This window comes from Nocardiopsis sp. EMB25 (assembly GCF_026797795.1).
GTDB classification, from domain to species: domain Bacteria; phylum Actinomycetota; class Actinomycetes; order Streptosporangiales; family Streptosporangiaceae; genus Nocardiopsis; species Nocardiopsis lucentensis.
This window is the reverse complement of the sequence record NZ_JAMTDN010000001.1, coordinates 5569686-5588423: the sequence shown is the minus strand read 5'-3', so window position 1 is coordinate 5588423 and position 18738 is coordinate 5569686. Positions and strand designations below refer to the sequence as shown.

22 protein-coding genes are annotated in these 18738 nt (G+C 69.2%); all 22 read left to right on the top strand.

The genetic code is table 11. The features are described 5' to 3' along the window. The first annotated feature begins 104 nt into the window (after nucleotides 1-104). The 22 genes from KIK06_RS24815 (at nucleotide 105) to KIK06_RS24710 (ending at nucleotide 18549) form a co-directional block, all read left to right on the top strand. Entirely contained in the window at nucleotides 105-761 is a 657-nt protein-coding gene (locus KIK06_RS24815; protein ID WP_268645324.1) for an SAF domain-containing protein, read from the top strand. After that, on the top strand, nucleotides 758-1636 hold the full coding sequence (locus KIK06_RS24810; RefSeq protein WP_268645323.1) for a hypothetical protein: 879 nt from the start codon (nucleotides 758-760) through the stop codon (nucleotides 1634-1636). The genes KIK06_RS24815 and KIK06_RS24810 overlap by 4 nt, the downstream gene beginning before the upstream one ends. After that, nucleotides 1633-2952 carry a CpaF family protein gene (locus KIK06_RS24805; protein ID WP_268645322.1) on the top strand — a complete coding sequence of 440 codons (1320 nt, stop codon included), beginning with the start codon at nucleotides 1633-1635 and terminating at the stop codon, nucleotides 2950-2952. Before KIK06_RS24810 ends, KIK06_RS24805 begins: the two co-directional genes overlap by 4 nt. Then, nucleotides 2940-3845, top strand: a complete 906-nt coding sequence (locus KIK06_RS24800; protein WP_268645321.1) for a type II secretion system F family protein — start codon at nucleotides 2940-2942, stop codon at nucleotides 3843-3845. The genes KIK06_RS24805 and KIK06_RS24800 overlap by 13 nt, the downstream gene beginning before the upstream one ends. Further along, nucleotides 3842-4717: a type II secretion system F family protein gene (locus tag KIK06_RS24795; protein ID WP_268645320.1), complete on the top strand. Its 876-nt coding sequence runs from the start codon at nucleotides 3842-3844 to the stop codon at nucleotides 4715-4717. Before KIK06_RS24800 ends, KIK06_RS24795 begins: the two co-directional genes overlap by 4 nt. 61 nt (nucleotides 4718-4778) lie before the next feature. Continuing rightward, nucleotides 4779-4940, top strand: coding sequence for a hypothetical protein (locus KIK06_RS24790; RefSeq protein ID WP_268645319.1), 162 nt, complete (start codon nucleotides 4779-4781; stop codon nucleotides 4938-4940). Beyond that, complete coding sequence (locus KIK06_RS24785; RefSeq protein WP_268645318.1) at nucleotides 4937-5344, top strand: TadE/TadG family type IV pilus assembly protein; 408 nt, start codon at nucleotides 4937-4939, stop codon at nucleotides 5342-5344. Before KIK06_RS24790 ends, KIK06_RS24785 begins: the two co-directional genes overlap by 4 nt. Before the next feature lie 59 nt (nucleotides 5345-5403). Next, nucleotides 5404-5781: a hypothetical protein gene (locus KIK06_RS24780; RefSeq protein WP_268645317.1), complete on the top strand. Its 378-nt coding sequence runs from the start codon at nucleotides 5404-5406 to the stop codon at nucleotides 5779-5781. Beyond that, on the top strand, nucleotides 5778-6203 hold the full coding sequence (locus KIK06_RS24775) for a TadE family protein (RefSeq protein WP_268645316.1): 426 nt from the start codon (nucleotides 5778-5780) through the stop codon (nucleotides 6201-6203). The genes KIK06_RS24780 and KIK06_RS24775 overlap by 4 nt, the downstream gene beginning before the upstream one ends. Nucleotides 6204-6267: 64 nt before the next feature. Next, on the top strand, nucleotides 6268-8769 hold the full coding sequence (locus KIK06_RS24770; RefSeq protein WP_268645315.1) for an OmpA family protein: 2502 nt from the start codon (nucleotides 6268-6270) through the stop codon (nucleotides 8767-8769). Nucleotides 8770-9519: 750 nt separating this feature from the next. Further along, on the top strand, nucleotides 9520-9834 hold the full coding sequence (locus KIK06_RS24765; RefSeq protein WP_268645314.1) for a hypothetical protein: 315 nt from the start codon (nucleotides 9520-9522) through the stop codon (nucleotides 9832-9834). A gap of 134 nt (nucleotides 9835-9968) precedes the next feature. Continuing rightward, complete coding sequence (locus KIK06_RS24760; protein ID WP_268645313.1) at nucleotides 9969-10589, top strand: hypothetical protein; 621 nt, start codon at nucleotides 9969-9971, stop codon at nucleotides 10587-10589. A 129-nt stretch (nucleotides 10590-10718) separates the two neighbouring features. Next, complete coding sequence (locus KIK06_RS24755) at nucleotides 10719-11321, top strand: hypothetical protein (protein ID WP_268645312.1); 603 nt, start codon at nucleotides 10719-10721, stop codon at nucleotides 11319-11321. Nucleotides 11322-11439: 118 nt separating this feature from the next. Beyond that, nucleotides 11440-12066 (top strand): hypothetical protein, encoded by a 627-nt coding sequence (locus KIK06_RS24750; protein ID WP_268645311.1) that lies wholly within the window; start codon nucleotides 11440-11442, stop codon nucleotides 12064-12066. Between the two features lie 130 nt (nucleotides 12067-12196). Then, nucleotides 12197-12850 carry a hypothetical protein gene (locus KIK06_RS24745; protein WP_268645310.1) on the top strand — a complete coding sequence of 218 codons (654 nt, stop codon included), beginning with the start codon at nucleotides 12197-12199 and terminating at the stop codon, nucleotides 12848-12850. An 83-nt stretch (nucleotides 12851-12933) separates the two neighbouring features. Next, complete coding sequence (locus KIK06_RS24740; RefSeq protein ID WP_268645309.1) at nucleotides 12934-13725, top strand: helix-turn-helix domain-containing protein; 792 nt, start codon at nucleotides 12934-12936, stop codon at nucleotides 13723-13725. Between the two features lie 72 nt (nucleotides 13726-13797). After that, nucleotides 13798-14166 (top strand): hypothetical protein, encoded by a 369-nt coding sequence (locus tag KIK06_RS24735; RefSeq protein WP_268645308.1) that lies wholly within the window; start codon nucleotides 13798-13800, stop codon nucleotides 14164-14166. Nucleotides 14167-14335: 169 nt separating this feature from the next. Beyond that, nucleotides 14336-15097: a hypothetical protein gene (locus KIK06_RS24730; RefSeq protein ID WP_268645307.1), complete on the top strand. Its 762-nt coding sequence runs from the start codon at nucleotides 14336-14338 to the stop codon at nucleotides 15095-15097. Then, nucleotides 15094-16050 carry a TRM11 family SAM-dependent methyltransferase gene (locus KIK06_RS24725; RefSeq protein ID WP_268645306.1) on the top strand — a complete coding sequence of 319 codons (957 nt, stop codon included), beginning with the start codon at nucleotides 15094-15096 and terminating at the stop codon, nucleotides 16048-16050. Before KIK06_RS24730 ends, KIK06_RS24725 begins: the two co-directional genes overlap by 4 nt. After that, nucleotides 16047-16436 (top strand): hypothetical protein, encoded by a 390-nt coding sequence (locus KIK06_RS24720; RefSeq protein ID WP_268645305.1) that lies wholly within the window; start codon nucleotides 16047-16049, stop codon nucleotides 16434-16436. The genes KIK06_RS24725 and KIK06_RS24720 overlap by 4 nt, the downstream gene beginning before the upstream one ends. 284 nt (nucleotides 16437-16720) lie before the next feature. Beyond that, nucleotides 16721-17077 carry a helix-turn-helix domain-containing protein gene (locus KIK06_RS24715; RefSeq protein ID WP_268645304.1) on the top strand — a complete coding sequence of 119 codons (357 nt, stop codon included), beginning with the start codon at nucleotides 16721-16723 and terminating at the stop codon, nucleotides 17075-17077. Next, on the top strand, nucleotides 17077-18549 hold the full coding sequence (locus tag KIK06_RS24710) for a tyrosine-type recombinase/integrase (RefSeq protein ID WP_268645303.1): 1473 nt from the start codon (nucleotides 17077-17079) through the stop codon (nucleotides 18547-18549). The genes KIK06_RS24715 and KIK06_RS24710 overlap by 1 nt, the downstream gene beginning before the upstream one ends. Nucleotides 18550-18738 lie beyond the last annotated feature (189 nt).

The following is an 18738-nucleotide window of genomic DNA, read 5'->3' as shown; positions in this document are numbered from 1 at the left end:
ACGAGGAAGGAGGAGGGATGGTCACGCTCGCGAATCCCAAGCGTCCAAACCGGAAAAGCAGGGATAGTTCCTCGGAGGAGGGAACGGAGTGGGAGTCGGTGCGCTTGGCAGCGGTCTCACGTCAACGCTGGAAGTGGGGGTTGACGGCCGTGATGCTGATCGCGCTGGGCATCGGAGCTGGGGTCTGGGCGGGTCTGGTCTCCGACAACACGGTCCCGGTCGCCGTGCTCAGCGAGGATCTCCCGGCTGGGCACGTACTCACCGGAGCGGACCTGGGCTCGGTCGAGATCCACGAAGCGGAAGGGCTCCACTTCCTGTCCCCGGAGGCCGCGGAGGGGATGAGGTTGACCCGTCCGGTTCCGTCGGGTTTCCCGCTGGTGAGCGGGTCGGTCACCGACCGCACGTCGTGGCCCGAGCCTGACCAGGCCGTGGTCTCGGTACCCGTGGCCGCTCTCCCCCAGGCCGTGGGGTCGGGGGTGGACGTCGCCCTGATCACCGCTGCTCCGACCACGGATGAGGCAGCCGAGGACGACGAGGACTCCGCCGATGACGAACCCGGAGTGGTGCCGGGCATCGTTCATCGCGTGGCCCCCGCGGCAGAGAACGGTTTCGACGGCGGGCAGCAGGTGGTGGAGGTCGTCGTGCCCCGGAACCAGGCTGCCCGGATCTCACGGGCGGTGGCTGGAGACGGCGTCCAGATCGCCCTGGTCAACGCGAGCGAGGACGTCCATCCGGACGCGTCGGAGGAGGAGAGCGAATGATCGTGGCGGTGTGCTCGCTCAGTGGCGCTCCGGGCGTGACGACCCTGGCCACCGCGATCGCGGCGTGCTGGCCGTCCAGCCCACTGACGGTGCCGGTGTTGGTGGAGGCGGATGTCTCCGGTGGGGACGTGGCCTCCTGGTACGGGATCGACCTCAACGACAAGGGGTTGGTGTCGTTGGCGGTGGCCTCGCGGACACCGTCGCCCGTTCAGGCATCCGCCGAGGTCTGGGCGGAGGCGGGTGTGGAGAACGCTTCCTCGGCCGGTGCCCGCCTGGTCAACCACGCGGTGGAGTTGCCCGGGGGCCTTCGCGCCGTTCCCGCGCCCGCTGATCCTCTGGAATCCGGGCGCGCCGTGAGCATGCTGTCCCATTCGCCCGGGATCTTGTCCTCGGGCACGGCGATCGTGGACGTCGGCCGCACCGTCCCAGGGTCCGCGGGCTCGGCGCTGCTCCGCCACGCCGATGTGGTGGTGGTCCTCACCTCACCCGGCGACGTGGGCCAGGCGAACAGGCTCAAGGCGTGCGCGCCGATCCTGGCGTCGCTGCGCGAGGACGGCGTCCGCGTCGGTCTGGCGATCAGCGGCGCGTGCGGGCACGGCGACAACGAGGTGTCCCAGATCGCGGCCGGGCTACCGGTGTGGGCCCGTGTCCCCCACGACCCGACCGGCGCGGCGCTGACCCAGGGCAGGCACCATCCACCACACCGCTGGAGGGATCGCGTGGCCGCGTGGTGGTCCCAACGCAACGACCCCGACGACCTGGAGTGGGTGCCGTTGATCAGGACCGCCAAGGGGCTCGCCGAGTTGTGCGACGACTTCTCCGGCATCGGCCTGGAAGCACCGTCACGACACACGATGGCGGTGAGCGCGGCATGACGACGATGAACGGTGTGCCGCACGTGGCCCCGGTCCCCGACGATGAACCTGATCAGGCGTCCTTGCGTGCGACCGCGCTGGCTCTGGCCGGCCGTGTCACCGAACAGCTCATCACCAGTCCCGATGAAGCGACCGACGCCGATCAGGTGGAGCATCTCGTGGACGCGCTGCTGGCGGAGCGGGTACGCACCAACCTGGTCCAGGGCGGGAGCCCCCTCACGCTGTCCATGGAATCCCGGCTGCGCCAACTGGTGTTGGATCACGTTCTGGGGCTCGGGCCGTTGGAGGAACTACTCACTGACCCCGAGGTGGAGAACATCCACATCATGGGCGACGACCCGGTCATCGTGGACCTCGGTGCTGGGCAGCGGGAACGTCGCGCGGCCGTGGTGGACACCGACGCCGACCTCGTCGCGCTCGTGCAGCGGATCGCCGCCCGCGCACCGGGCGGGGAGCGCCGGTTCGACGTGGCGGCACCGATCCTGTCGATGGAGCTACCAGACGGCGCGCGGCTGTCAGCCGTCATGCCCGGTGTGGCGGCCCGGCCGACCGTGACGATCCGCCGCCACCCCTCCCGCTACCTGCGGCTGGAGGACCTGGCGCGTTCGGGAATGGTCGATCAGGCCGCACACGACCTGCTCGTCGCGGCGGTCCGGGCCCGTCTGAACGTCGTCATCAGCGGAGCCACCAACGCGGGCAAGACGACGCTGCTGCGGTCCCTGCTGGGTCTGCTCGACGGTGAACGGATCATCACCATCGAGGACTCCCTGGAGCTGGGCCTGCACCGCCACATGCCCGGCTCGGACGTGGTCGCCTTCCAGGGCCGTCCCGCGAACGTCGAAGGCGTCGGGGAGGTCACCCTGGCCGAGTTGGTGCGGGCCGCACTGCGGATGTGCCCGGACCGGGTGGTGGTCGGGGAGACCCGGGGCCCGGAGACTCTCGCGTTGCTCAACGCCATGTCGATGGGCACGGACGGGTCGATGTCCACCATCCACGCGTCCAACTCCCAGCAGGTGTTCACGAAGCTGGCCACGTATTGCGCACAGGCCCCGGAGCGGATGACCGCGTCGGCGACGGCGTCCCTGGTGGGGCTGGCGGTGCACCTGGTCGTCCACATCGACACGGCCCCGAACGGGGACCGGGTCGTCACCAGCGTGCGCGAGGTGGTCGGTTCCGAGGGCGAACAGGTCATCTCGAACGAGGTCTACACACGTGCCGTCGACGACCCGACAGGTGCGGTCGTGTGCGTCCCGAGCGGACTGGTCGGCGAGCGTTTGAGCCGGGCCGGACACACGCTGCGGGGGTGGGCGCAGTGACGCCGTGGTGGAGTGGGGAGGTCGGCGGCCTGGCCGTGGCCGGCGCGCTGTGTGGAGCCGGTATCGCCTGCGCCGCCTACGCGATGCGTCTCCTCCCCTGGGGTGCGGCTCGTGCTGTTCCGCGTCGCTGGGTGAAGGTCCTGGTCCGCCGTGGGCTGTGGCTGCGCGCGGCCGGGGCGATCGCCGCTGGGGCGCTGGTCGGGGTGGTGACGGGTTGGCCGGTTGGGGTGGTGCTCGCCGCGGCGGCTGGGTGGTGGATGCCGACTCTGCTCGGCCCCGACACCGGTACCCGGGCCGAAGCCGATATCGCTGACGCCCTGGCCTGTTGGGCGGAGCAGCTTCGGGACATGATCACCGGTGCCTCCGGGTTGCACCAGGCGATCACGGCGACGGTGCCCATCGCCCCGGATTTGATCCGCAACCGCGTCCAAGACCTGGAGGCACGGCTTCGAGCGGGGCAGTCGATGGAGCACGCGGCGGCGGTCTTCGCCCGGGACGTCAACTCCGACCTGGGGGATCTGGTCGCGATCACCCTGAGCATGGGGGCGTCCTCGCAGAGCGGCGACGTGGCCGGGACGTTGACGCGGTTGGCGGAGGCGGCCAGGGAACGGGCCGTCACCGTGGCCCGGGTGTCGGCGTCGCGGGCCAGGGTGCGCTCGTCGGTGCGGATCATCACCGCAGCCACCACGCTCATGCTTCTGGGGATGGTGGCGTTCAACCCGTCGTTCCTGGCTCCGGTGGGCACGGTCTCCGGGCAGGCCGTCCTCGCGATGGCGGGTGGGTTGTGGACGGCGTCCTTCCTCTGGCTCGGGCGGTTGGCGGCACCGCCCACGCAACCGCGCCCGTTCCGCCTGGCGATCGCGGGTGGTTCTGGGCCGGGAGGTGTCTCATGAGCGTGTTCGTGATGTCCATGGCCGGGGCCCTGGTCGGAGCCGGGGTGTACACCGCCGCCTACGGAATGCGCCGTCCCACCCTGATCGAACGCCTCACCCCTCGATCCGCCCCGAAGCCTCAGGTGGCGCCGAGTGGTGGATGGGCTCAGCGGCTCGGGCACCGACCGGCCCAACTCCTGGCCCGCACTGGTGTTCCCGGTGCGAAGACCCGACGCACACTCGCCGTGGCCGAGGTGTCCGTGGACGCCTACCGGGCGGAGAAGGCCGCCGCCACCGTCCTCGGCGTGCTCCTGGGCACGGTGGTGACCACGGTCGGCGGCTCCCTGTTGCCCCTACCCCTGACGGCCTGGGTGCTCGCCGCTGGGGTCGCGGGGGCATGCTTCCTGGCTCCGGACCTGGCCGCCCACCAAGCGGCGGCGAAGAACCGTGCCGAACTGCGAGCCGCCACGTCGGCACTGGCCGACCTGGTCGTGATGGGCCTGTCCTCGGGTGCTGGCACCACCGGAGCGCTCAACGCGGCGCTCGCGTACGGGACCGGCCCCACGCCGGACCGCATCCGCCACGCCGTGCACGCGGCGACCCTGCGGCATCGACCCGTGTGGGAGGGGCTGGAGAGCCTCGCCGAGGAGACGGGGGTACGAGAACTCCGGGAACTGGCCGCATCCCTCCGGGGCGGCGGTGCCTCGGGCGCCCGCACCCGTTCCTCGCTGACGGCGAAGGCGTCGTCGTTGCGAGCCAGGCGCCTGGCTGAGGCCGAGGCCGCCGCGCACGCGGCCACCGAGCGCATGACGCTCCCGACGATGGGCCTGGTGGCCGGGTTCCTGCTGCTGATCAGCTACGCCGCCCTCATCCAGGTGATGGCTGGCTTCTAGACGAGAAGGAGTCCCCGTGAAGGGTTGTCTTCGGCGCGCTCACAGGTGTGCACGCATATGGATGGGGCCGACACGCACGGCCACATCCGATGCGGGGTCGGCGACGACGGACTGGATCCTGATCATCCTCGTGTCGATCACCATCGCCACGGTGGTCGGCGGGATCCTGACCAAGGAGTTCACCACGGCTGCGGAGTCGGTCAACCTGGGCGTGAACCGATGAGGTCTCCGCTTCCCCTGCTTCTCGGCGAACGGTGCCGCGGAGAGCGGGGTGATCGGGGCAGCGCGGAGCCGATCCTCATCCTGCCCGTCGTGTTCGTGATGGTGCTCGGTGTGGTGCAGGCGGGGATGTGGGCTCACGCCCAGCACCGCGCCGGAGCGATCGCCTCCCAAGCCCTGGCTTCGGCCCGCGCCTTCGACGGCTCCACCGCCTCCGCGTACGAACGGGCCGAGCAGGCGCAGCGTCAGTTGGGCGGTGGGGTGCTCGAAGGGATGGACGTGGAGGTCCACCGCACGTCGGAGCAGGCCCGGGTGAGGGTGACGGGGAACGTTGTGGGCCTGGTTCCCGGGATGGATATGCCGGTCAGCTCTGAGGTGTCCGGCCCGGTCGAGCGTCTCACCCCATGACCGTCCATCTTCGGCGTGCGATCCGCGCTCGACATCGCGGGGATGCGGGGAGCGCGTCGGTGGAACTCGTGCTCCTGGTCCCCGTGGTGCTACTGGCCCTGGTGCTGATGGTGATCGCGGGGCGTCAGGTCTCCGCCGCTCTGATCACCCAGGACGCCGCTGCCGCTGCGGCCAGGTCCGCGTCCCTTCAGCGAGACGTGTCCGCCGCCCGCACCCACGCTCGCGCTGCCGCCGTTCGGGAACTGGCCGATCGAGGGGTGGTCTGCGCACCGTTCACCGTCGCGGTCGACACGGCTCGGTTCGCGTCGGGAGGCCCCACACAGGTGGAGGTGGCGTGCACGGTCAGCGTGGTGGACCTGGGCGGATTCGGTGGCCAGCGGACCCTGCGAGCCACGGCCGTCTCGTCAACCGATCCCCACCGAGAGCAGGTCCCATGACAGCAGAGATCACGAATGTCGGACGTCGAACGCGCCACCTCGGGGACGACGGCCATGCATCGGTGTTCCTCATCATGCTCATGCCCGTCGTGGCCATCGTGTTCGCGTTCGTCTGGGAAACCGGACAGATGCTCGTCGTCAAGTCCCACCTGATGACGGCCGCGCACGAGGCCGCACGCGCGGGCACCCACCAACTCGACACGAACGCGACCATCAACCGCGGCTCGCCGGTCATGGACGACGACGGCGCTCGACAGGCCGCAAGCGGCCACCTCCGTTCCGAAGGCGCCACGGGACGGGTGTACGTCGACGGCGACCGGGTCGTGGTCCTGGCCCGTGTCACCTACTCCCCCGACCTGCTGCCGATCGGCGCTCGTGTGATCGAAGCACAGGCCACCGCGACCGCGCTGCCACCGAGATAGCGCCGACAACTCGGTACGGCACACACATCCGGATCCGGTCCAACGGAGAACCGAAGGGAAACGTATGCGGCGAAGCCTCTGGAGCATCGCGGGTGAAGCCCTGGTGACAGTCGTACTCCTCGTACTCCCACCGTTCGCGGCGACCCGGTTGGACTGGCCACTGGGCGAACACACGACGTGGACGTGGTTCCTCCAATACCTGCGCGGAGGGAGTATCCCGGACGAGGTCGTGATCGCCGCGCTCATCGTCGTTCTGTGGGGAGTGTGGGTCACCCACCTCGTCATCGTCGCGCTCGACGTCATCGCGTTGGTTCGGGGACTGGCACCTCGGGTCGGGCTGGTGCGCCTGCTGTGGGTCCTGCTCTCCAGCGGCACGACCGCCGTCAACGCAAGCGCGGTGGCCAGCGCACAGACGGACACCGTGGCGGAGCGATCGGTGACAGAGCCAGAACCCGCGCCGATGTCGGCGTCACCGGAGGCATGCGCGAACCGGGTGGAAGAGCAGACGGTCTTCGACCGGGCCCGGACCCTGGCGGGGTTCGCGTTCGACTCAGCCGAACTCACCTCGTCCATGACCAGCTCGCTGGAATCGACCATCGCCCTGATCAGGGACTGCGGCAAGCCCGGTGTGCCGGTCGTCGTCACGGGTCACGCCGACCCGCATGGCGACCCGTCATACAACCTGACGCTGTCGGAGCTGCGGGCCGAAGCGGTCGCGGATCTGTTGAGCGAACAGTTGGGCGACCAGGTGGAGATCCAGACGAACGGTGTGGGTTCCACCCAGCCACCCGCGGACCCTGCGGCCTCCGACGCGGAGCACCGCCGCGTCGAGATCACCTACACCGTGCAACGTCAAACACCCGCCCCCACTCCCTCTGCGGAACCCAAGCAGGAGGAGGACGCAGCGGGACCCCCTGCCGGGGAGCAGGCGGGTGAAGGGACGCCCAGCACGGGTGTGACGGGCCACGCCACTCACAGCCTCGTGGGCGTTGGGGCCCTGACCGGGGCTGTGGGCCTGGGCGTCGGCTATGCGGTCGGACGGCGCCGAGGCGCGGCCTCGTCCGGTCGACCAGCCGGTTCCGGAACGAACCCCCTCACCCTTGAGGCCCCAGAACACGACCTCCGAAAGGCGGGGTCCCACACAGGTGATCTCCAGTGGGAAGACCCGGACGGACTGAGGCGTGGGGTCATCGATGCGGACGGTTATGTCCTCGTCAGCGAGACGACCCGTGTGGACGGTCGTACCGGGATACTCGCTTTCACCGGTGCACACGCACGGAACACCCTGGCGGCCATGAGTATCAACAACGGAGCCGGGCGTACGGTGCTCACACCTACCGCCAAGACAGCCCTGGACGGAGCGCTACCTGAAGCGCTTTCAGGAGTTGAGGTGGCCGCCGATGCCCACGAAGCGCAGATCATCGTGGAGGCGGAACTGCTCGCCGCCGCACGAGACGACGGTGAGGACTTCGACCCCCCAGACGACAAGGCCAACCCATCCGGACCGTGGTTGGTCATGCTCGACGCCACCGACCTCGACGGTGACGAGACCCTGTTCGCGCCCCTGGCCTCTTCTTCAAAGGTGGTGGTGTGCGTGCTCGGCCACACGAACCACGCCAAGGCCACGGTCGACTGTGAGCACCCTGGTCAACCTCGCGTAACCGAGGACCAGCCTGCCCCTGCACGCGTGGTGACCCCGACTCCGAAGCCGCTCGCCGAGGACGAGCAGGAAACCCCTGTACACGATGACATCGCCGAACCCGCGGAACACACAGCGTCGCGCTCCACTCCGCCCTTGACCCCCGCGGAGCCCGAGGCCCCCGCCAAGGTCCAGGTGCGGCTGTTCGCGCCGCGTCTGGTGTGCGAGGTGGACGGCCGCGACGTGCTGAGGGGCATCCGGTCCAGTGCCCGGCTGCTGCTCGCCATGCTGGCGCTACGACCAGGGGGCCTTCCCGAAACCGAGTTCTCCGAGGTCCTGTCTCCGGACAAGAGCGCGGAGAAGGCCAAGAAGGATCGATACAATGCCGTCTCGGCGCTGCGATCTGTGTTCCGCGAAGCCCTGGACACCCAAGACAACGTCATCCCGCAGAAGCACGGACGGTACTTCCTCAAGGACGGAATCTTTGATGTCGACGTCCGGCAGGTGGAGGAAATCCGAAGGGAGATAGAGAAGTCCGGCTTCGATACCCCCGAAGACGCCCTGAAGCTAGTTGTCAATGCATGCGCGAGGCCTTTGCTGTCCGACGTCAACGAACAGTGGTTCACCGACTACCGGGCGCGCTACATGTCGCTCTGCTTCAATTCGCTAGTGCTGCTCGCGAAGCAGTCCGATGACGTGAATGCGCGATTGTCACTTATGGATCGGGCGCGCACCATAGATGAGTTCAACGAGCCGATCCATCAGGAAATCATGAAGGATTATGCGACCTTGGGTCGATCTGATCTTGTGCAGCGCACCTTCCGGGAGCTCGAGGCATCTCTGCATAGGATCAAGAGGAAACCGAGCGCAGAAAGCGGGCGCCTCCTGGAGAACCTTCTCAGTGCGAGCTCGTCCTCCAGCGCCTGAGTCCGGCATCTGAGAACGTACTCCGTTGGGGTGTCCTGTGACTACTCCTGCGACTACTCCAAACCGTAAGCCGATTCCCTCTCCGAACCAGGCGGGCGGCAGGGTAGATGTCTACGCAGGTCAAGCGGCATGTGAGCATGAGGTGAGCAGCCAGACTTATACCCAGTGGGTAGTCATCTTCACGTAGGGGGCGGGCGGCCCCCTCCTCTCACGGGGGCGGGCTCGGCCCGCCCCGGCCCCCGCTCCGCCCCCTTCTCTCCCCCACCCACCCCTCCCTCCTCCTCCCAGCCTCCACTACTCATAAAAACAACCACAGGCACACAATGCCCGTTGTGTGCCTTTTCTATGATCACCCAGACCGGCGGTGCGCATAAAAATCATGATCGCCCACCCCCGCCTGGCGGATGCCCTCACGCACGCGCGGTTCTTCCCTGTGGTCGCGCGTCGAAAAGTTTCCTCGAAAAAGCCCGCGCCACGGTTTGACAACCCCTCCCCGCCCAAGTTCCTATTGGCGTGCTCCCCGGGGCGGTTCACCCGCCCGGGGCGGGGCGGAAGATTCTTCCGCGACGCGAGTTGACAAACCCGCGCCACCCAAGTTCACCTTGGGTTCCGCCCCGGAAACGGACACCGTTCCCGGGGGGGTGGAAAAAGGTTCGCGACACGAGTTGACAAACACCGGTCAACCAAGTGAACCTCGGACCGCCAAACGCAAACACCCGGCAATTCTAGGGGGTTTACCTAATGCGCACCATGCGCGCTATCGCGGTGATAGCGGGGCGAGTATTCGCACCGCCCCGACCGCCGACGGACGCCGAGCTGGCCAACCGGGCCCGGGCCCAACGCGCCCGGGAGCTGGCCACCGACTACGAGGAGGCCATCGGTCGGGAGCTGGCCGCACGGGGGCGGGCGGTGCATCTGCACCGCACCCAACCGGCCAGCCCGGCAGCACGACGGGCGGGTGAGGACCACGCCCGGGCCGAACGGTACCGCGAGGACCTCGGGAGCGTGCTGTTCCAACTGCACGCCCACCGGACCTACGAACCCGGCCCGCGTAGGGGCCTGTAGCCCGACCCCGCACGGCGGTGTTAGCGCACCGCCGCCCGGGGCCGAACCGAACACCCGCGCCCACCCGGCACGAACTACCAACCCGAGTCGGGGTGGATGCGGGCCCAACACAACACCCATTGAAGGAGTGTGCTGTGAGCACGAGTATGCCCTACCGGACGCCGATCCACATCACGCCTGACCACATCGCAGCCCTGCGCGAGGCCGCGCCCGGAACGTGCCTGACCTGGGATGAAGACACGGGCAACGTTGAGGCGGTCCTGCCCCGCAAGGCGATCGTCCCGACCCGGATGATCATCACCTCCCAGCGCGGGCTGGGCGAGCTGGCCGACCTCTACACGGCACAGGGAACCGAGGCCACCGATGACGACCTCGCCGAGGACCTGACCGACATCGCCACCGACTGGCTGACCACGTGGCCGGAGGTCCGCGCGATGAACCTGATGTGTGAGGACCTGCGCGGCCACCTGGCCGACTGGTGTGTGTACCTGACGGCGGCCCCCACCATCGAGCCGCACACCCGGGGACTGCCCCGGATGACGGACTACTACCGCCTGGCCGGATGTGACCGGATCGCGGAGGTGACGGTCACCTGGGGTTTTCAGGGGCCGACCCGGATCCTCAGCTATGACCCGATCGACGAGGCGCGACCGGTGGCGGACCTGGCCCTGGACACCGGTGGAACGCTGACCTACCGGGCGGTCTCGGACCTGATCGCGGGCACGGTCTGGCAGGCCCTGGACCTGAACGGCTAACCACACCACACCCTCCGGGGCCACCCCACCGACGGGGGTGGAGTGGCCCCCTCCACCCACACACCTCGCGCCGAGCGCTGTGTTCGGCGCGCCCACGAAGGGGAACTCACCGTGTCCATTGTTCGTACGATGCGTGACCGGTTCGCTGACCAGGAGGTCACCACCGACATGCTCGACCACCTGCGCCACGCCGGTCCGGGCACCCTGATCACCGCCGGGCTGAACCAGAACGTCATCGAGACCACCCGCGCCCAGATGCTCGCCCCGGGCAACCGCGCCAACGTCATCCTCTACGGCCACGGCGACCTCGCCGGGGACCTGGACCACTACGACGGCGACCTGGCCGAGATCGCCCACGCGTTGACCGAGCAGACCTGGGACTGCCTGGACTCCTGGGCCCACCGGTCCCTGCGCACCGGAACCCTCATCCGCGCCCTGCGCGACGACATGCGCCTGCACGGGATGAACCTGAACCGCCGGCCGGTCTACGAACGCACCCAGAGCAGTCTGACCACGGTCACCGACACCTACACGTTCCGCGACCGCCCGAGGATCACGTTCACCACCTGCGCGGTGCAGTACACCTCCACCCGAGGCCGGGCCTTGCTGACCATGTTCGACCACGGCCAGCCGGTCGGGGCCTGGCCCGTGCCGTTGACCCGCACCGGGGTGCCCGACCCGGTCAGGGAGGCCCCGATGCGCGCCCGCGCCCACCTGGACCTGCGCCCCTAACCGCGCACACACCATCCGGGGCCGCCCCCATCCGGAGGGGCGGGGCGGGGCGGCCTCACCCACCCATGTATCTCGCGCCGAGCGTGTGGTTCGGCGCGCCCACACGAAGGGACTCACCGTGATCGCAGGAATCACCACCGACACCGCCGGGGAATGGTTCGCCCACGCCCACATCACCGAGCGCCTGCTCAAGAAGCTGCACGCCAAGGGACGCCAGGCGGTGATCGTCGCCGACGTGCCCCGACGAGGCTACCGGGTCGTCAACTCCCGCTCCCTGGACCCGGCCTCACAGTCGACCTTCATCGTGTACGGCTACGCCGACCTGGTCGCCGACCTGACCAAGCCCGAGGGGTTCACCTGGAAGGACGTGGCCCACAACGTCGACCACACCGTCCTGGACATGATGGACGAGTGGCTGGCCGACACCGTACGGGTCGACCCGGTGGTTATCCGGATGCGCCAGGCCATGCGCGCCCAGGGGTTCGAGATCAACGCCCGTTCCTGGTTCCGCGAGGACGGGGCCGTCGTTGACTCCTACGTGTACACGCCCAACATGGCCGTGACGCTCAACCTGTTCCCCGCCGCGTTCGGCCCGCCGCCCCTGCCCTTCACCCTCGAGGTGTACCAGGCCTACACCCGACCGCTGGCACACGGGTCCGGGGAGCTGACCGCCGACAGCGTCGACGCCACCGCCGAGGTGTTGCACGACACGGTCCGCGAGGTGTTGCCGTGCCTGGAGTCCTAGCCCGCTGACACCACCCGGGGCCGCCCCTCTGAGGGGCGGGGCGGCCCCTCCTACCCCATAACCGCGTGCCGAGCGTGTGGTTCGGCGCGCCCACACGAAGGGACTCACCGTGTTCGAGAACACACCTCATGTGACGATCGCTGACTGGTTCGCCGGAGCCCAGATCACCGGCCGGATGCTGCGCACCCTGGATCGGATCGGTCCGGGCGGGGTGATCATCGCTGACCTGTATGAGCGGGACTACTACGTCACTCACGCCCGCACCCTCGACCCGGCCCAGCAGACCTCTTTCATCGTGTTCGGCTACCACGACCTGGTCGTCAACCTCGCCCACTACACCGCCGAGTACGCCGACCGGGGCTGGCAGAAGCTGGTGGATGCGGTCGACGAATCGACCTGGGACACCATGACCGAGCGCCTGGAGGACCTGGCCGGGACCGGGTTCGTCGTCACACGCATGCGCGAACACATGCAGCGCTACGGGTTCGACCTGACCGCCGTCCCGCATTACTACCACCGGTACGCCGACCCGGGCATCTACCAGCGGCCCACGACTCGGATGGTGGTTGACCGCTATGTCGACCGCGCCAACCCGACGGTCACGGTCACCGTGAAGATGCCCCTCCAGGAGGCCACCGGCGGGTTGTCCCTGATCAAGGTGACCGATCAGGGGCGTCACGTGACCGGGTGGCCCAAGGCGCTACGCAACCAGTTCACCGCGAGTTCCCACGCCCACCGCGTACGGGCCGAGGTGGACGCCCACCTGCGCCGCACCCACACCTGACCACCGCTTTCTACCGGGTCGCCCCGCACGAGGCGGGGCGACCCCCACCACACACCGCTGCTCCGCGAAGGGATCCGTTTGCCATGACCACCACCGCGTCGGCTCCGCGCCGTTCTGCTACCCGCACCCGCGACCTCATCCTGGCCACCTTGGCCCAGGCACCCGAACCCGTCACCGTCACCGCGTTGGCCGAGGAGGCGGGGATCGCGAGGTCAACCCTGGGCAAGTACCTCCCGGGTCTGGAGAAGGAGGGGCTGGCCGTGCGTACCCCGGGCGGACGGGACGGACAGCGCCGCCTGCCCGACACCTGGCAGGCGGCCACCTCCACCGACGCCGACACCACCGACAGTGAGGACACCTCCCCGGCCCAGGACCACGAAGGGGACTCGGTCGACGCCGTACCCGCAGAACCGGAAGCCGTGGCGGACACCGCCTCCGCCCCGGTCACGCCTGCCCCGGAGGTGAGGGCGCAGGACTTCGTGTCGACGGCGCACGCGGAGGAGGGCCCGGTCGAGGAGGTGGCCACGACGACCTCGCGCACCCCGGACGCTCCGACCCAGCCCGCCCCGGCACCGGCCACCCCGCCCCAGCCCCGGACGGCCTCGCCCCGAACCCACGTGACCACGGCGGCAGAGGACGTGAACCCGGTCAGCGGGTCGACCCGGCTCGCCCCCGGCGAACTGAAGCTGATGGTGCGCGCCATCCTCGACTCCGACCCGGGTGAGGAGTTCACCGCCACCATGATCAGCCACCTGTTGCAGGGCCGGTCGATCGGGGCGATCCAGAACAACCTCGCCCGCCTGGCCAAGGAGGGGCACGCGGTACAGACCGGCGACCGCCCGCGCCGCTACCGGTCCGCCAAGGCCGCGAACTAACAACCCGCCCCGGGGGTGTGGGCGAACACGATCCCACACCCCCACCTTCAAAATACCCCTAGGGAGTATGAAGTGTTTGATGACGTGTGGCCTTGGCCCGACCTCGGCTGTGTGGAATGGGAGTACACCGCCACCCTGGCCGCCCTGTGTGTGACCGTCACCCTGGTGGGGGTCGTCAACCGCACCCACCGGCTGCTGCACACCTACTACGTCCAGAACCGGTGGCCCGGGGTCGTGCACCGGGAGGAGACCGGCCCGGGGACGGTGTGCGGGGCGTGCGGCCACCACCTCGCGGTGCACGATGCGGCCACCGGCCGGTGCTGTTACGGCACCCCGCTGGACCACCTCGCGGTGATCATCGCCCTCCCCCTGCCCCTCCTGCTAAGGGACGTGCTGCAGGAGGCCGGGTGCCCCTGCCGCCTCCACCGGACAGGCGACTGAGGCGACCACACACAACCGGGTGAAGGCCCGGGACCCACACCAGCGCCTGGCTGGTGTGGGTCCCGGGCCTTCAGCTTTCTTGCGAACTTTTCCGGGGCCGGTGTCGCATTCGCGGTGGGGGCGTCTTCCTAGGAGGTCATCAGGGCGAAAGAGAAGGAGGGTGCACCTGATGACACACCAGAGCTACGACACCCCCACGGGCCGACCGCCGCTGGCGGTGTGGCCGTGCGCACCGACCCCACACCACGCACCCGACGCGGGAACGGGCGGGGAGGTGGTGCCGGACCGGTTGGCGCACCGCCTGGTAGGCGAGTACACGCGCCCCGGGCAGGTGGTCGCCGATTTGACCGGCACCCCCGGGCGGGTGGCGGCGATCGCGAAGCTGCGGGGGCGCTCCGCCGAGGTGCCCGCCCGCACCGCCCACGACCAAGGCGAGCAGGTCACGGTGTTCGGTGTGGCCTGGGCCGACCTGGCCGTCACGGTCCTGCCCGTGGTCGTCGGTGAAGACCCTCGTGGCCGTGATCGGCGGACCCGGGCGCGGGTGACCTTCGCCGCGACCATCACCCGCCCGGGCGGGATCGTCGCCGTCATCACCCCCATCGGCCACGCCCCCACCGGAGAGGTGGTGGATCCCGCCCCCGGGGTGGTGCGGGCCGCCGCGTGCGCGGGGCTGGTGTATGTGCAGCACGTGATCGCGGTGACCGTCCCGATCTGCGAAGCCGGACTCGGGGCCACCATCCCTGTCCGAAGCCGCGACCTCGACCCGGATCCCGATCTGGGCGAGGACGAGGTCGACGCGGGGTTGCCGGCCTCGGTCGCCGAAGCAGCGGCCTCCATCACCTCGCCCGCGCACCTGAACGTGTCCGTGTTCCGGCTCCCGAAGCGGTACCGGACCACTACTGCGGCCACCCGTGGGGAGGTGGACGCATGACCCAGGATCACTACGACAACGACCTCACCTTCGCTGACCGCGGCCATGACCACCTCGGCGAACAGGACCAGCTCGCGGGGGCGGGCTGGTCGGTGTGGATCACGGGGCAGCAGCAGGCCCGCCAGCAGCGGGGAAGGAGGTACTCGCGACTGTCGGTGGAACACCCCGCCAAGATGCTGCCCGCCATCGCCCAACACGCCATCCGCACCTACACCCGCCCCGGCGAGGTGGTGTTGGACCCGATGTGCGGGATCGGCACCACCCTCATCGAGGCCGTCCACCTCGGACGCGACGCGGTCGGCATCGAGCTGGAGCCCAAGTGGGCCTCCACCGCCCGGCTGAACCTGGAGACCGCCACCGTCACCGGGGCACTCGGCCAAGGGACGGTGCACACCGGAGAAGGTGCCGCAGTCGCCACCGAACTGGCTGACTCACCTCTGACGGGGCGGGTGCGGTTGGTGTTGACCTCGCCCCCGTACGGGTCGATGACCCACGGCCAGGTCCGGTCCCGCCGTGACGGCGCCGCCGCGGTGGAGAAGTACGCCCACACCTACGCCCGGGGCCGGGACGAGAAGGTCGCCAACCTCGCCTACCAAAAACCCGAAGCCCTGTTGGGCTCCTTCGCCCGGATCCTGGCGGCGTGCCGCCCGCTGCTGGCGCCGGATGGGGTGGTCGTGGTCACCACGCGCCCCTACCGAAAGGAAGGCCGCCTGGTCGACTTCCCCGGCCAGGTGGCCGAAGCAGGGAGGCGGGCGGGGCTGGTGCAGATCGACCGGTGCGTGGCGCTGCTGTGCGCGCTGCGCGACGGGGAGCTGGTGTCCCGTGGGTCGTTCTTCCAGATCATCGAGACCCGCCGCCTGCGCAAGGCGGGCATTCCGGTGCACGTGATCCAGCACGAGGACGCACTGGTGTTCACCAACCCCACGAGCGAACAGGAGGCCCAGGCGGCATGACCCACCACCACAACGACCTCGCCTCTCACGAGAGCCAGGTCCCCGGCCGGTTTAGCGACGCCGCCAGCGATGAGCGGCGTTCCCAGGTCATCGCGGACCTGCGGGAGCTGGCCGACTTCCTCGAAGCGCACCCGGACCTGCCGATCAGCCCACACACCAGCGTGGACCTGGCCTACTTCCCACGCACCGACCACGACTCCGAAGCCTTCGCCGAGGTCTCCCGCGTCGGTGCCGTGCTGGGGGCGATGCCCACCTGGGAGGGGGAGCACCTTGTGGTCGAACACGTTCGTGGCAGCGCTCGGTACCGGGTGGTGGCGATCCCCAAGAAGGTCCGCGCCCAGTACCGGGCGTGGTTGACCTACACGGGCCACGTCCGCCCGGACTGACCCACACCCACCGCCGGGGGCGGGGAACACGCCCCGGCGGTCGCGGGCGGAGCGGCTGGGGGACCGGGGCCGACGTGGGGCGCTGTACCGCCCCACGTCGGCCCCACCGCCCCGGGCTGGCCCAGACCCCCGGACGGGGGGCGCGGGGACGACACAGGCCGCCTACGGGCCCGACCAGGGAAAACGACATACCACCCAAATCGGTCGGGTGGTGAACGGGGGAGCGTGAAACCGCTGGCGAACATAGCGAATCCGCTTGACCACCTCGGCGAGGTCGAGCGTGGATGCATCCTGCCCCGCAACGTGCGGGGCCGCGCACCACGTTCGTGCATGTCAACGATGGTGAGGAGGTGGGACAGGTGAAGGCGACGACTCCGATCACGCTGGACAAGGTCAGGCATCTGCCGGTGTGGGTGGACCCGATCACGGCTGGACGGCTTCTCGGGATGAGCCGGACAGTGGTCTACACACTTCTGGAGACCCGGGAGTTTCCCGCTCCCGCCTATCGGGTGGGCCGTCAATGGCGGATCCCTACCGCCGGGCTGTTGTCCCACCTTGGTCTGGACCCCAACACCATCGGCCGAGCGGGTTGCGGATGCGGTGCGCGCAGTGACGGAAACGACGAGGAAGAAGGTCGTTGATGGCTGCCCATGAAGGCTCCACCTTCAAGCGGTGCGGGTGCCGACACGAGGACACTGGCAAGCTCTTGGGTGCGAAGTGCCCCCTGTTGCGGCGCCGCTCCGGCGCCTGGAGCTCCACCCACGGACGGTGGGCGTTCCAGATCGAACTGCCCTCCACCAGGGAGGGGAAGCGACGCCAAGCACGCAGGGTCGGACTGGACTCCCAGGACAAGGCCGTGGAATCCCTCCAGCACATCCGGGCTCTGCTCGCGCTGGCAGAGGAGGACACCGAAACCCTGATGCAGATCGCTGACCTGGTCCAGGCATCGATCAAGGCCCGCGAACCACTCCCCGCCCTGGAGGAGGTACGACGCCGCATCAACGTGGGTGTGGACGTGCGGGCCGAAGTTCCCACTGTGGAGCAGTGGCTGGCCGAGTGGTTGGACGGCAAGCCCGCGCTGACCCTCAACACCCGCCGCTCCTACGCCGGGCACATCCGTAACCACCTCGTTCCTCACCTGGGTCGGATCCGGTTGGACAAGCTGCAGGCCCGCCACGTGGAGGCGATGTTCGCCGGGATCGAGGAGGATAACGAACTCATTCTGGAGTGCCGGGAGTCCGGTGATCCGGCGGTCGTGGCCTCGGTGCGGGGCAGGAGGGTGGTGTCTCTGTCTACCAAGCACCGCATCCGCGCCACGCTGCGCAGCGCCCTTTCCGAAGCGGTGCGCCGCCCGGACCTGCCCGTGGTGGTCAACGCCGCCTCCCACGCCCGTCTGCCCTCATGTCCGAGGAAGAAGCCACTGGTGTGGACCGCGGACCGGGTGGCCCTGTGGGAGAAGGACGGCACCATTCCCGGTGAGGTGATGGTCTGGACCCCGGACCAGACGATCCGGTTCCTCAAGCACGCCCGCAAGTACGCGTGGCTGTTCGCCTTGTTCCACTTGATCGCGGTCAAGGGACTGCGGCGCGGTGAAGCGGTCGGTCTGCCGTGGTCCCACACTCGTATGGGCGACGGCGAGATCGACATCCGCACCCAGATCGTCCAGCTCGGCTGGAAAACCCACACCTGCACACCCAAGAGCGCCGCAGGTGAACGAACCATCACCCTGGACTCGGGCACCGTGAGGATCCTGCGGGCCTGGCGGCACCGCCAGTTGGAGGCCAAGCTCGCCGCCGGAGCGGACTGGGTCGACTCGGGGCTGGTGTTCACGCGCCAGGACGGGTCCGCCTGGCACCCCGCCCAGGTCACGGACTGGTTCCAGCGCATCAGCCGGGCGGCGGGGCTACCCCCGATCGATCTGCACGGGCTACGCCACGGGGCGGCGTCGATGAGTCTGGCCGCCGGGGTCGATGTCAAGGTGGTCTCCGCCGAACTCGGTCACGCCACCACCCACTTCACCCAGGACACCTACCAAACGGTGTTCCCCGAGGTGGCCAAGGCAGCTGCCGAAGCCACCGCCGCCATGCTCAAACCCGGTGGCGCGAACGCGTAACCCGCCGCGCAGCCCCTGTTGGAGTACTCGGGTGTGCCCCGGCTCTGACGGGGGCTTGTGCTCCCAGGCCTGGTTCGTGTGCTCGGTGTTCGCTCCGCTGTCGCCGGTGTACCGCCACGGGTAGGAGCTGGTGCGGCGTCAGTGTGGCGGACAGGCGGTGTGTCCTCGCCCGGGTCAACCGCCCAGATC